The organism is Ensifer sp. M14, assembly GCF_003355565.1.
Taxonomy (GTDB): Bacteria; Pseudomonadota; Alphaproteobacteria; order Rhizobiales; family Rhizobiaceae; genus Ensifer.
On record NZ_QJNR01000004.1, the window covers coordinates 2,301,059 to 2,313,073 of the forward strand.

Consider the following 12,015-nt stretch of genomic DNA (forward strand, 5'->3'; position numbering starts at 1 on the left):
CCCGGATTTGTTGCATCGTCGCAGAATTCTCACGCACCGGCGCGAAAGCGCTCAGGCGCGGTCGGCGACGAAGCGCGCGAGTGCCGGGCCGATCATGGTGATGATCATCAGGCGGGCGGATTGCAAAGCCATGACGAAGGAGAGGTCGACATTGCTCGACGCCGCGATCACCGCGATGGAATCGAGGCCGCCCGGGCTGGTGGCGAGATAGGCCGTCAGCGGGTCGATGCCGGCGACCTTGATCAACAGCAGGGCGAGCAGGCCGGAAAACGAGATCAGCACGAGGATCGAGATCACCGTCGGCACCAGGGCGCGGCGGGCATGGGCGAGGATCGAGCGGGTGAAGCCGAGGCCGATGTTCCAGCCGAGCAGGCCGTAACAGAGCGCCAGCAGCCATTGCGGCAGCTCGGTGGTCATGACGCCGCTGACATTGAGCACGGCGCCGACGAGGAACGGCATCAGGAAAGCGCCGGCAGGCACGCGCAGCATCCGGCCGGCAAAGGCGGCACCGAGCCCGACGGCAAGCGTTGCCAGGAACGGGAGCACAGAGACCGGCTCGAACCAGACGATCGCGGTTTCAGCCTCGGCGCCGGTTACCCAGAGATGGGCGACCATCGTCGCTGTGCTGGCCACGAAGATGACGCGCAGATATTGCATGAAGGCGACCAGGCGTGCATCGGCGCCATAGGCATCCGCCATCATGAGCATGGTCGAGGCGGCACCCGCAGACGAGCCCCAGATTGCGGTCGTGCCCGGCAGGATGCGCATGCGTGTGATCACCCAGCCGCAGAGCGTGCTGACGGCGATAACGGAAAGAATGACCCCGAGGAACAGCGGCCAGTTGCCGGAAAAGGTGCCGAGCATGCCCGGTGTCATCGCGCCGGCGATCATCATAGCCAGAATGAACTGCACGCAAAAATATACCTGCTTGGGCAGGCGAATGGTGCTGCCGTTCATGCCGAAGAGCACGGCCGCGAGCATCGGCCCCATCAGTAATCCGGCGGGGATGCCAAGCAATTCGAGGACCACCGTAAAGACCAGGGAGACCAGCGTGAGAAGCAGCCACTGCAGCGCCGGCGCCAGGCGGCCGATGCCGACAGGTGCCGGAGGGGTGGGCATGGCGGGCTGGTCGGGCTTCAAGGGCATTCTCCGGCATTGCCTCAGGCGGCGTTCGCGTTCGCCTCCGCCTGATCAGTTTGGCGCGGACAGTCCCGTCGATGGGGCGATACGCCGCGCAACCGCTCGTTAGCAGCATTGCGCGCGGGCATTCAAGCGGCAGTCAACCCACAGGGCAAGAAATGGCCACAGCCGACAGGGCCGGAGATCGGGATCGCTGGCTGAACAGTGCTGGGGCGGCGCCCGTGCCTTTGAGCGGTCGAGATGCGGCGCTCCTCCGGCTGAAAGGTCTGCGATATCAGGCCGATCCGGTGCAGGATTTGGCGAAACGGCCCGGTCAGAGTGCGGCCGCCGGCTGCCGGCCGGAAATCCGGGCTTGCTTGTCAGCCCCGAATCCTGACACTTCGCGTCATGCAATTTGCTCCGCAACAGGACGAGGCCCTCAAGGCCGTTTCGCAATGGCTGAAGGAAGGCCGCTCGCCGCTCTTCCGGCTGTTCGGTTATGCCGGCACCGGCAAGACGACGCTTGCGCGCCATTTCGCCGAGCATGTGGATGGCGACGTGCTGTTTGCCGCCTTTACCGGCAAGGCCGCCCAGGTCCTGCGCTCCAAGGGGGCGAGCAACGCCAAGACCATCCACTCGCTGATCTACCGGCCACGCGGCGAGGAGGAGGTTTCCGACGAGGAAACCGGCAAGACCTCGATCGCGCCGATGTTTTCCATCAACCGCCAGAGCCCGGTCGCCAAGGCGGCGCTGATCATCGTCGACGAATGCTCGATGGTCGACGAGGCGCTCGGCAAGGACCTGATGAGCTTCGGCACGCCGATCCTGGTTCTGGGCGATCCCGGCCAGTTGCCGCCGGTGACCGGCGGCGGTTACTTCACCAATCAGGACCCGGATTACCTCCTCACCGACATCCATCGCCAGGCCCGCGACAACCCGATCATTCGCCTCGCGATGCAGGTGCGCGAAGGCAACGAGATCATGCACGGCGACTACGGCACCACCCAGGTGATCGGTCGCGGGCAGGTCAACCAGGAACTGGTGCTGGAGGCCGACCAGGTGCTGGTCGGCACCAACAAGACCCGGCGGCGCTACAACCAGCGGCTTCGCGAGCTCAAGGGCTTTACCAGCGAATATCCGCAATCCGGCGACAAGCTGGTGTGCCTCAGGAACGATCCGGCCAAGGGCCTGCTCAACGGCTCGCTCTGGCAGGTCATGAGTTCGTCGAAGGAAACGGTGAAGCCCGGCATCAACCTGATGATCCGTCCCGAGGACGACGACATGGATCGCGGTGCCGCCAAGATCAAGCTCTTGAAGGCGGCCTTCGAAGAGGTCGAGGGCGAAATCCCCTGGACGACCCGCAAGCGCTACGACGAGTTCGACTTCGGCTATGCGCTGACGGTACACAAGGCGCAGGGCTCGCAGTGGAACAATGTCGTGCTGTTCGACGAGAGCTGGGCCTTCCGCGATACCCGCGAGCGCTGGCTCTATACCGCCATCACCCGTGCCGCCGAGCGTCTGACGATCGTTCGCTGACGGGCAGGCGGGCACCGGGGTTTCGATGCGAGGAGACCAGCGTGCCGATCAACCGGATCATCCTTTACGCCCATGAGGTGGAAGCGACCGTTGGCTTCTACGAGAAGCACTTCGGCTTTCGAGCATCGCGCGAGGCGGGAGACCGGATCGTCGAGCTGATCCCGGGGGATGGCGGCGCCAGCCTGATGATCCATCCGGCGGCCAAGGGACAGCGGCGCGGCCAGTCCCTGGTCAAGCTGGTGTTCGATATCCGGGATGTCGAGGCCTTTTGCGCGCGCTCAGCGGCCGAAGGGCTGGTGTTCGGGGCGATCCATGCGGGCGATGGCTATGTTTTCGCCAACGCGAAGGACCCGAGCGACAATCCGATCTCGGTTTCCAGCCGGGCCTTCCGCAACGGGTGACTGCCATCTTGGCGGTGGAGCAGATGCTCGGCTGACCAGATCTTCTACCGCTTGGTTGCCATCCACAGCACATGGCGTGCGCCGCCACGCTTGCCGTTGGCGCGCACATTGACCTCGTCGGTGGCAAAGCCGACCTCGCGCAATCGGCGGGTAAAAGCGCTATCCGGCGCCGACGACCAGACGGCAAGCACGCCGTTGGCACGCAGCGCCGCCTTGGCGGCGCGCAGCCCGGTGTGGTTGTAGAGACTGTCGTTGGAAGGGCGCGTCAGGCCATCCGGGCCATTGTCGACATCGAGCAGGATGGCATCGTAAGCGGCCGTCCTCGAGCGGATCAGCGCGCCGACATCGCCGACATGGATCTCGACCTTGGGATCGTCGAGCGTGCCCCTGTGCAGCTCCGCCATCGGCCCGCGCGCCCACTCGACGACGGCAGGCACAAGCTCTGCGACGACCACCCTGGAATCCTCAGGCAGGGCGCCGAGGGCTGCGCGCAAGGTGAAGCCCATGCCGAGCCCGCCGATCAGCATGCAGGCGTTTTTCCGGCCGGCGATCCGCTCGCAGCTCAGCGTCGCCAGTGCCTCTTCCGACCCGCTCAGCCGGCTGTTCATCAGTTCCGTCGAGCCGAGCATGATGGAAAACTCGCTGCCGCGTTGCTTCAGGCGCAACTCGTCACCGTCACCGGGAATGGTTGCGCGGTCTAGCTGGATCCAGGGAAGCATCGGGGTCTCTCACTTGCGTCGTTTGGGCGCCTCGTAACATGAGCGTGGCATTGAAGACATCACATTATCGATGATCCCTCGGGAATTCCGCCCGAATTGACCCCGCATCTGCGGGCGCAGACGCAGCATCGTCTCATCCCCAAGCGGGCACGGGATGACGAGGCGAAAAGCCTGCCAGCGCGGCTGATGACGCCCCTGTTACTCCGCGGCGATCATGCCTGACAGCACCGCCTTGGCGATGGCCTGGAAGCGGTTGTGGGCATTGAACTTGCGGATGATTCCGGCTTCGAGCGTCAGGGCCGCTGCCAGATCCATCTCCATCAGCCGGGCGATGCGCGAGGCCGGGTATCCTTCGGCCATGAAGGTCAGGCATTCGCTTTCGATCGGCGAGAGGTGCACATGTGCCGTGTCGTCGGACTGTGGCTCGCCATTCCCGGCTTCGCTTTCCAGAAGTTCGGCGATGCGTTGCATCTGCCGGCGCAGGTTGGACTGTTGGGCGGCCAGTTCCCGCCGCCGCGACAGAAGCGCCTCCTTGAACAACCGGTCGGCCTCGGCCTGGTCATCGGCACCGGCGAGGCTTGAAAGCAGCTCCTGGATCGTGGCGATCGGCATGTCGATTTCGCGGCAGGCGTTGATGACGGCCATGCGCCGGATGTGGTCCGCGCCATAGACCCGCATCGGCCCCATGCGGGCCGCGATCAGCAGGCCTTTCTCCTCATAGAAATGCAGGGTGCGGTGGGTGACGCCGAAGGCATCGGCCATATCGGCGATTGCAAGCGGGCTTGAAGGGTCGTGGTGCGGCAACGGTAGTTTGGGCAGGTAGCCATCACGTTCGGGCGCCGCCAGCACGCCCTCGTATTTCCAGTGGTCTCGCGGCATATCGATGGTCCCCGATTGACGCCGCCGCGCGCCCGTTCAAGGCAGAGGAGGCCGGCGTCACGCTTCGATTTGCTGCATAATTGATCCCGATATCGCTGCCGATTTACGGAATTATGCCGCACGCATCGGGATGCCGTCACGACAGTCCGTGACCGGAAGCGGAACGGATCCGCACTCCGAAGCCACCGTCTGTCGTCGACGATAGCGCCTGCTGCTCGGCTGGGGCACACCGCGCCAAGGGCGCGATTACTGCTGACAATTGTGCTTGCCTGACGAGCAACCAGGCACCAATTCCCAACGCATGACCACACCGTATACGCGAATCGCATATATGAATAGTGCTTAATATTGCAGGAGAAATGCTGGTTCGAGCTGTGCGGCAAAGCCTTCCCGGCGCCCGGAACCATGGCTTTCGTCAGTGGCCGACGACCTTGAACGGGCTCTTGGCGCTGAGGATGAAGAGAGGCTCATCGCCGCGCAGCGGCGCCAGTTGCTGCTGGCAGGACCAGGCCTTTTCGAAGCTGTCGCGGGTCAGGAGCTTGCGATACTGCGCAGTCGCCGTCATGCAATCCATCAGCGGGCTCTGGATCTGTTCCTCGCTGGCGTGGGTGTAGATCTCGCCATCCAGAGAGAACAGTTCGGATGCCAGCGACATGCTTTCGAACAGCAGGTCCGGTTCGCTCTTCAGCCGTTCGCTGGTGATGAAATCCTGCCGGAGCGGCACGCCTTCGCCGTCATGCTTGAGCGTCACGCGCACACCGGCCGCCGGCGCATCGTACCAGGTCAGGTCGAGTGAAAACGACAGCGCGGCATTGCGCGACACCGGCCGTCCCGTGTCGCCATCGGTGGCGCGCGCCAGCGTCTTGTGGCGCTGGGCAGCGGTGCGAAGGGCGGTGGCGAAGGCTTTGAGATCGCTGTTCTGGTCGCCTGAAACGATGACGTTGACGGACGGCAGCACACGCTCGGTCGCATAGCGACCGTTGAACAGCTTCGCTTGCGCATCGATATCCAGCGTCATCTCCGGCGAGGGCAGGGGCGCAAACAACAGCAGCGGCAGCACGGACAGAACGGCCAGTGGCGAAGACAACGGCGCCGGCGGCCAAGCCGTCTTCTGGCCGGGAAGGCGCTTCCTGGTCAGCTTCGGCTGGCGGGCATGCGGCTCGGCGGCACTGGCCGCATCGATCCGTTGCCGGCTGTATTCGGGCACATAGGTGCCTTTGGGAATGACCAGATGCCATTCGTCGCTAGCGCCGTCGGTCTCATAGTAGACCTTGAGCAATTTGCGCAGCTTGCCCGCATGCACCCGCACCAGCGGGTCGCTGTCGGCATTGAACGCCTGGGGGCGATCGAAGACGTCAATGGCGATCGAATAGCCCTTCAGTTGCGGGCCTTCGCCGATCATCTCCTTGTCGACGACATAGGCGAGAAAAGCGCGCAGGCGTTCGGAACGTGCAAAAGCCTTGCTCTCGAGGATGCGGCGCAGCATCTGCCGGATCGTCTCGTTGCAGGGTCTTTCGACCGTCGTCATCGGTTGTTGCTCCAGATTCATTCGCCGCGAACTTTATGAAGGTGATCGAAGGGCAGACTATGGCCATTCGATGTGATTCGGAAATTTAGGCTCAAAAAAAGCTGTTGTCAGGAGTGCTTTGCGCCAAACTTGAGTTTTATCTGAAATAAAGGCAAGAAATGCGACCATCTCCCTGTGGCAGAACGTAGCGGTACCGTGATTGCGGGCCCTGCGCCGCCGGAATTCATACCGGTCGAGTACCCTGGGTCGAGCCAACCCCATGTGTCTGATTGCATGTTAGGCCCCACTAATGTCGAGGTTTCGTCAAGAGATTGCCAGCAATCAAGCGACGCGGGGCCACGACTTTCGTTGGCGGACGTACTCTTTGGAATTGCTGCATAATCTTGGTCTCAAACCGTTTTCGGTTTTTGCAATTATGCAGTAGAAGATTGCATTGACATTGCCCGCCTCTGGAAAGTTCCGACATGCCCGCAAAATTGTCCGTGAATCTGAATGCCGTTGCCATGCTGCGCAACCGGCGCGATCTTCCCTGGCCGTCCGTCACTGCCCTCGGCCGCATTGCTCTCGAAGCCGGCGCAAGCGGGCTGACGGTGCATCCGCGCCCCGACCAGCGCCATGTGCGCTTTTCCGATCTGCAGCCGATCCGCGATCTCATCGACGACGAATTTTCTGCGACCGAATTCAACATGGAAGGCTATCCGAACGAGGAGTTTCTGCGCCTTGTCGAAACCCACGAGCCGGAGCAGGTGACGCTGGTGCCCGATGATCCGGCACAGGCGACCTCCGACCATGGCTGGGACTTCCGCAAGAACCACAACCTGCTCGGCAGCGTCGTCGGCAGGCTGAAGAAGAAGGGTTTTCGCGTCTCGCTGTTTGCCGACGGCGACGAGGACGTGGAAGCGCTGCGCATCGCCAAGGAAACCGGCGCCGACCGTATCGAGCTTTACACCGGCCCCTATGGCGGCTGCTACGACGACCCGGACAAGGCGGAGAAGATTGCCGCCGAACTCGGCCGCACGGCAGAAATCGCCGCCAGCCTCGGGCTCGAGGTCAATGCCGGCCATGACCTGACGGTCGCCAACCTGCCGCTTCTCGCCAGGCACATCCCGAACCTCGCCGAAGTGTCGATCGGCCACGGGCTGACGGCGGACGCGCTGGAATACGGCATGGCCGAAAGCGTGCGCCGCTTCCGCCGGGCCTGCGGCCAGACGGTTTGATCTGATCATTTAACGGCAACGCCCGACGTTGCCGGTAACCAGGACCGGCTTGAACGGCATGCCGCTGCTGCCCGCCGCCCGCAAAGTGCGTTGCGCGCAGATCGGCCCGGCGAACATCCGTGTAAAGGAAGCAGCAAGCCCGGCCGTCGGGGGAGGCGTCGCGCCCGCTGGCTCCAGGGACGTCAGTGCGAGACCTTCTCCTTGCCGCCTGCCGCTGATGCGAAATTCATGAGACAGCCGATATGAAAGACATTTTCGTCGTTACCCACACGCAGTCCGTCCATCACGAAGAGGACAAGGTGGGAGGCTGGTACGACACCGAGCTGACGGTGCGGGGCCAGGAGGACGCGGCGGCAACGGCCGAGCGGCTGCGGGCCTTCGTCGGCGAGAAAGAGGTGGAGATCTACAGCTCCGATCTGCGTCGGGCCGCGCAGACGGCGGCTGCAATTGCAAAACGTTTCCAACGGCCGGTGGCCGAGACCGCCGATCTCCGGGAAATCAGCTACGGTCTGGCGGGCGGCAAACCCCAGGCGTGGCTCGACGCACGCTATAGCCCGGCGCCCGACGACAACCGGCTCGATTTTTCCTGCGGGATCGATGGCGCGGAAACGCGCCGCGATGTGGCCGCCCGGGTCTATCCGTGCGTGAACGCGATCGTCGCGCGGCCGTGCGAGACGCAAATCATCGTCACCCATGGCTTCACACTGACGTTGGTGCTGGCCGCCTGGATGAAGATCCCGATCGACGCCTGCGGTTTCCTCAGCTTCCCGGCAAAATCCGGCAGCATCACGCATCTGCGCCAGGACGACTTCTTCCGGAATCGGGCTGTTGTCAGTCTCGCGGATACCTCGCATCTGAGGTGCTGAGCGCGTCAGAGATCTAGCACGACGGCCGGCGGAAATTTTGCAGCCGAAGTTGCATCTGACCGCACCCATCCTGTCGCAAGACTGCTATAGGCTGAGCCAATGTTTTTCCATCTGTGCGGCCAATGACATCCCAGACCAGTTTCCGCGAGCGCATCGCGCTCTACGCCCTTCTGACCTCGCTCACCTCCATCAGCATCGATGCGCTATTGCCGGGCCTACGCCAGATCGGCGCCGATGTCGGGGTTGCGCCACCGCTTTCCACTCAGCACATCATTTCGCTCTTCATCCTCGGCATGGCGTTCGGGGAGTTGCTGCTCGGGCCGCTCTCCGACGCTATGGGGCGAAAGAAGGCGCTCGTTCTCGGCCTTGGCGTCTACGCGCTCGGAACGATCATCGCCATGGTGGCGGGCTCTCTCGAGATGGTCATTCTTGGCCGGTTGCTGCAGGGGGTCGGCGTTTCCGGGCCGAAGATCGCCACGCGCGCCATGATCCGCGACCAGTTCGAGGGCGATGCGATGGCCCGCGTCATGTCGTTCATGTTCACGCTGTTCATTCTCGTGCCGATGCTGGCGCCGAGCCTGGCGCAGGGCATCATCGCGGTTGGCGGCTGGCGCAGCGTTTTCGTGGTCTATCTCGCAGTGGCTGGTCTTCTCGGGGTATGGCTGGTGCTGCGGCAGCCGGAAACTTTGCCTGTCGCCAAACGCATTCCCTTTCGCCCGAGGCTTCTCCTGCTGAACGGCCGGCGGATCCTGTCGAACCGGCGCGTGACGCTGCTGATCGTGGCGACCGGGCTCGTTTTCGGTGCGCAGCTTCTTTATCTCAGCACCGCGGCCGATCTGTTCTTCGATGCCTATGGCATCGGCCAGACCTTCCCGTTGTACTTCGCGATGCTGGCCACGGGCATCGGGCTTGCCTCGTTCCTCAACGCGAAGCTGGTGCAGCGCTTCGGGGCGGAGACAATGGCGCGCTATGGCTTTCTCTGCTTGGCCGCAGCCGGGCTGGTGATGCTGGCGGTCTCCGTTTCCTGGGGTGGGCGGCCGCCCCTGGCTGTGCTGATGGTACTCGGCTTTGCGGCGTTCTTTGCGATCGGGGTGCTGTTCGGCAACCTGAACGCCATGGCCATGCGCTCGCTTGGCCATGTGGCGGGACTGGGCGCATCGTTGATCGCTTCCGGATCCAGCCTTGTGGCGACCCTGTTTGCGATCGCGATGGGCGCCTTCTACGACGGTACGACGCTGAACCTGTCGGCCGGTTTCTTCCTTGCCGGTGTCAGCGCGCTTGCTCTGGCCGAGATTGCGGTGCGGGGAGACGTCGCGCCGATAGAGGCCGCACGATAGACTGAGATGCGAGCTATGGCGGCCCGATGGAACGGTGCCGCCGTGTCGCAAGCCGGGTGAAACGCTAGCCGTTGTAGACGATGGAAATCTTGTTTCCCGAGGGGTCGCGCATGTAGGCGGCGTACCAGGTGGGGCCGTAATGTGGGCGTGAGGCAGGTGCACCTTCATCCGTTCCGCCATGGGCCATGGCAGCGTCGTAAAAGGCATCCACTTCCCCGCGGGATTTGACCATGAAGCCGACCATGCCGCCATTTCCAGCCGTGGCCGGTTCGCCGTTGAAGGGTTTGCAGACCCACAGGACAGGCCCTAGGCCTGCTCCACCTTCGGAGTAGGCGCGCCAGCCCGGAAAATCCGTGTGCTTGCTCCAGCCAATAGTCGCCAGGGCTGCGTCATAAAAGGCATTGGACTTGTCGGAATCCAATGCGCCAACGGTCATGTAAACGGTCATGATTTCCCCATTTTACGGTTGCGGAACTGTGGGGATCTATATCGCGTCCGCGTGAACATAACAAGAACACAAAAGAAGGCACGATTCCCGGTTGAAGATCCCGACCGGTCGTCGGCAGGGCGGGCAGACCTGAAACACTCGTTTGCGGACTTCGCCGCAAACAATGAGCCCGGCGCGATCGGCCGGGCCCACTTCGGTCTTATGGGTGCCAATCAGCCGGCAAGTCTTGCCCTGCTGGAGTCGAGGAAAGCGGTGAGCGGCAGTGGCGTGGTGCCGGTCAGCGCCTTCACGTCGCTCGTCACCATGTCGATATGGCCCTCGCGGGTGTTGGCGTCGAAGGAGACGACGATCGGGATGAGGAAGTCGGGCAGGCCCGCGCCCTTCAAGCCGCCAGCCAGCGCGTCGTCGGAAATGTGCACGACGTCGAGCGGCTTGCCTGCGGTCTTGGAAACGAGGGCCGCGATCTCGTCAGTCGAGCGCAGCTCAGGGCCGGTCAGCGTATAGGTGCGGCTTTCGCTGCCGGCGGAAAGGAGTGCTGCGGCTGCGGCCTTTGCGGCGTCGGCGCGGGCGAGGTGGGCGAGGCGGCCATCGCCGGAGGACGAATACCACTGCCCGGTTTCAAGCGCATGCGGCAGCGCCATGAACAGGTTTTCCATGTACCAGCCGTTGCGCAGGATCGTGTAGGGGATGCCGGTTGCCTTGATGGCGTTCTCGGTGCCGAGGTGATCAGGCGCAAACGGGATGACGGAGGTTTCCGGGTTCGGCATCGACGTGTAGAGAATGTGCCTGGCGCCGGCCTTCTTTGCGGCTTCGACGGCGGCCAGGTGTTGACGCAGGCGCTTGCCCGGCTGGTCGAGCGCGTCGGTGGAAATGATCAGGATGCGGTCGGCACCGGCGAAAGCCTTGTCGAGAGAGGCCGGATCGTCGAAATCGGCAACGCGTGCCTGCACGCCCTTGCCGATATAGTCGGACAGCTTGGCCGTATCGCGGCTGGTGGCGATGATATCGGTCGGTTCGACCTTGCCGGATGCGAGCAGCGCATCGAGCACGAGCTTGCCGAGCTGGCCGGTGGCACCGGTCACGAGCAATGTATCGGACATGGATTTTTCCTTTTTCTCTGTGATGCCAGCCGACGCTTCGGGAGGGAAAGCACGCCTGCCAGTTGATGGTCTCTTTTTGAGACTTGCTCTAATCTAGTAATCTGGTAGGAACTGTAAAGGAGGCAGTTTTTTCTGCTGTGGTTACAAAAAGGGTACCGTCCCCCCACGTTGATCAGACCGAGAAGGGCAAACTCAGATGAACAAGCTGACCGGTGATGTGAAGGGCAGGCGAGTGGCGATGGTCTGCGGCGTGCCGATGGATGTCGAGAACTGTCCGGTGCGCGATGTCATGGACAATATCGGCGGCAAGTGGAATTCGCTGATGATCCTGTCCTTGGCAGACGGTGCGTTGCGGTTCTCGGAACTCCGCCGGCTGATCCCCGATATTTCGCAGCGCATGCTGACCCAGACGCTGCGCGACCTGCAGCGCGACGGCTATATCAGCCGGACGGTGTTTCCGACGCAGCCGCCGAGCGTGGAATATGCGCTGACCGATCTCGGGCGCTCGCTGCTGGGCCTGCTGAAGCACTTTGTCGACTGGTCGGTGGCCAACCACGGGGCCATTCGTTCGGCCCGGGGCGTGTATGACGCGGCATCCTGAGGGGTGTTGATCTGGTCTGCTGGAGGGGCCGTTTTACCGTCCAAGCTTAGGGTGTGGTCTGCCCCTCACCCTAACCCTCTCCCCGCAGGCGGGGAGAGGGGACGAGCGATACGGTTGCACCGTCGCTCGCATCAATCGTCAAGGAGCGGTGTCACCGAGGTACGCTGTCGTGGGACGAAAGCATGCCGCGATGGTCCTTCTCCCCGCCAGGCGGGGAGAAGGTGCCGGCAGGCGGATGAGGGGCATTGAGTCCAAACGTGTCAC

Annotated in this window: 12 protein-coding genes; 6 read left to right on the forward strand and 6 right to left on the reverse strand. The window is 63.1% G+C overall.

What is annotated here, in order from left to right; genetic code table 11:
• Window positions 1-51: 51 nt before the first annotated feature.
• Window positions 52-1,140 (reverse strand): AbrB family transcriptional regulator, encoded by a 1,089-nt coding sequence (locus BLJAPNOD_RS10930; protein WP_115419818.1) that lies wholly within the window; start codon window positions 1,138-1,140, stop codon window positions 52-54.
• Window positions 1,141-1,527: 387 nt separating this feature from the next.
• Between BLJAPNOD_RS10930 and BLJAPNOD_RS10935 the strand changes: the two genes are divergently transcribed.
• Both BLJAPNOD_RS10935 and BLJAPNOD_RS10940 read left to right on the forward strand, forming a co-directional pair.
• Window positions 1,528-2,655 (forward strand): ATP-dependent RecD-like DNA helicase, encoded by a 1,128-nt coding sequence (locus BLJAPNOD_RS10935; protein ID WP_077500164.1) that lies wholly within the window; start codon window positions 1,528-1,530, stop codon window positions 2,653-2,655.
• A gap of 41 nt (window positions 2,656-2,696) precedes the next feature.
• On the forward strand, window positions 2,697-3,056 hold the full coding sequence (locus BLJAPNOD_RS10940; protein WP_077500166.1) for a VOC family protein: 360 nt from the start codon (window positions 2,697-2,699) through the stop codon (window positions 3,054-3,056).
• A gap of 44 nt (window positions 3,057-3,100) precedes the next feature.
• On the opposite strand, the gene BLJAPNOD_RS10945 is transcribed toward BLJAPNOD_RS10940, so the two are convergent.
• From BLJAPNOD_RS10945 to BLJAPNOD_RS10955, 3 genes are all read right to left on the reverse strand, one after another.
• Window positions 3,101-3,775, reverse strand: coding sequence for a hypothetical protein (locus BLJAPNOD_RS10945; RefSeq protein ID WP_115419819.1), 675 nt, complete (start codon window positions 3,773-3,775; stop codon window positions 3,101-3,103).
• Between the two features lie 198 nt (window positions 3,776-3,973).
• Window positions 3,974-4,654 (reverse strand): MerR family transcriptional regulator, encoded by a 681-nt coding sequence (locus tag BLJAPNOD_RS10950; protein WP_115419820.1) that lies wholly within the window; start codon window positions 4,652-4,654, stop codon window positions 3,974-3,976.
• Window positions 4,655-5,069: 415 nt separating this feature from the next.
• A complete protein-coding gene (locus tag BLJAPNOD_RS10955) occupies window positions 5,070-6,182 on the reverse strand; it encodes a hypothetical protein (RefSeq protein WP_115419821.1) in 1,113 nt (370 codons plus the stop codon).
• A gap of 464 nt (window positions 6,183-6,646) precedes the next feature.
• Between BLJAPNOD_RS10955 and BLJAPNOD_RS10960 the strand changes: the two genes are divergently transcribed.
• From BLJAPNOD_RS10960 to BLJAPNOD_RS10970, 3 genes are all read left to right on the forward strand, one after another.
• A complete protein-coding gene (locus tag BLJAPNOD_RS10960; RefSeq protein WP_077500174.1) occupies window positions 6,647-7,399 on the forward strand; it encodes a pyridoxine 5'-phosphate synthase in 753 nt (250 codons plus the stop codon).
• A gap of 242 nt (window positions 7,400-7,641) precedes the next feature.
• The gene (locus BLJAPNOD_RS10965) at window positions 7,642-8,265 is read left to right on the forward strand and encodes a histidine phosphatase family protein (protein WP_115419822.1); all 624 of its coding nucleotides are present in this window, start codon (window positions 7,642-7,644) and stop codon (window positions 8,263-8,265) included.
• Window positions 8,266-8,387: 122 nt separating this feature from the next.
• Window positions 8,388-9,602, forward strand: coding sequence for a multidrug effflux MFS transporter (locus BLJAPNOD_RS10970; RefSeq protein ID WP_115419823.1), 1,215 nt, complete (start codon window positions 8,388-8,390; stop codon window positions 9,600-9,602).
• Between the two features lie 64 nt (window positions 9,603-9,666).
• Here BLJAPNOD_RS10970 and BLJAPNOD_RS10975 read toward each other — a convergent pair whose 3' ends face one another.
• Both BLJAPNOD_RS10975 and BLJAPNOD_RS10980 read right to left on the reverse strand, forming a co-directional pair.
• On the reverse strand, window positions 9,667-10,050 hold the full coding sequence (locus BLJAPNOD_RS10975) for a VOC family protein (protein WP_115419824.1): 384 nt from the start codon (window positions 10,048-10,050) through the stop codon (window positions 9,667-9,669).
• A 212-nt stretch (window positions 10,051-10,262) separates the two neighbouring features.
• Window positions 10,263-11,150 carry an SDR family oxidoreductase gene (locus BLJAPNOD_RS10980; RefSeq protein WP_115419825.1) on the reverse strand — a complete coding sequence of 296 codons (888 nt, stop codon included), beginning with the start codon at window positions 11,148-11,150 and terminating at the stop codon, window positions 10,263-10,265.
• A gap of 196 nt (window positions 11,151-11,346) precedes the next feature.
• On the opposite strand from BLJAPNOD_RS10980, the gene BLJAPNOD_RS10985 reads away from it, so the two are divergent.
• Complete coding sequence (locus tag BLJAPNOD_RS10985) at window positions 11,347-11,751, forward strand: helix-turn-helix domain-containing protein (RefSeq protein ID WP_077500184.1); 405 nt, start codon at window positions 11,347-11,349, stop codon at window positions 11,749-11,751.
• Window positions 11,752-12,015 lie beyond the last annotated feature (264 nt).

What these genes read in the sequence shown, in the direction of transcription:
- BLJAPNOD_RS10935 (WP_077500164.1), top strand. Translation starts at nt 1,528, where the DNA reads ATGCAATTTGCTCCGCAACAGGACGAGGCCCTCAAGGCCGTTTCGCAA.
- BLJAPNOD_RS10945 (WP_115419819.1), bottom strand. Translation starts at nt 3,775, where the DNA reads ATGCTTCCCTGGATCCAGCTAGACCGCGCAACCATTCCCGGTGACGGT.
- BLJAPNOD_RS10950 (WP_115419820.1), bottom strand. Translation starts at nt 4,654, where the DNA reads ATGCCGCGAGACCACTGGAAATACGAGGGCGTGCTGGCGGCGCCCGAA.
- BLJAPNOD_RS10955 (WP_115419821.1), bottom strand. Translation starts at nt 6,182, where the DNA reads ATGACGACGGTCGAAAGACCCTGCAACGAGACGATCCGGCAGATGCTG.
- BLJAPNOD_RS10960 (WP_077500174.1), top strand. Translation starts at nt 6,647, where the DNA reads ATGCCCGCAAAATTGTCCGTGAATCTGAATGCCGTTGCCATGCTGCGC.
- BLJAPNOD_RS10965 (WP_115419822.1), top strand. Translation starts at nt 7,642, where the DNA reads ATGAAAGACATTTTCGTCGTTACCCACACGCAGTCCGTCCATCACGAA.
- BLJAPNOD_RS10970 (WP_115419823.1), top strand. Translation starts at nt 8,388, where the DNA reads ATGACATCCCAGACCAGTTTCCGCGAGCGCATCGCGCTCTACGCCCTT.
- BLJAPNOD_RS10975 (WP_115419824.1), bottom strand. Translation starts at nt 10,050, where the DNA reads ATGACCGTTTACATGACCGTTGGCGCATTGGATTCCGACAAGTCCAAT.
- BLJAPNOD_RS10980 (WP_115419825.1), bottom strand. Translation starts at nt 11,150, where the DNA reads ATGTCCGATACATTGCTCGTGACCGGTGCCACCGGCCAGCTCGGCAAG.
- BLJAPNOD_RS10985 (WP_077500184.1), top strand. Translation starts at nt 11,347, where the DNA reads ATGAACAAGCTGACCGGTGATGTGAAGGGCAGGCGAGTGGCGATGGTC.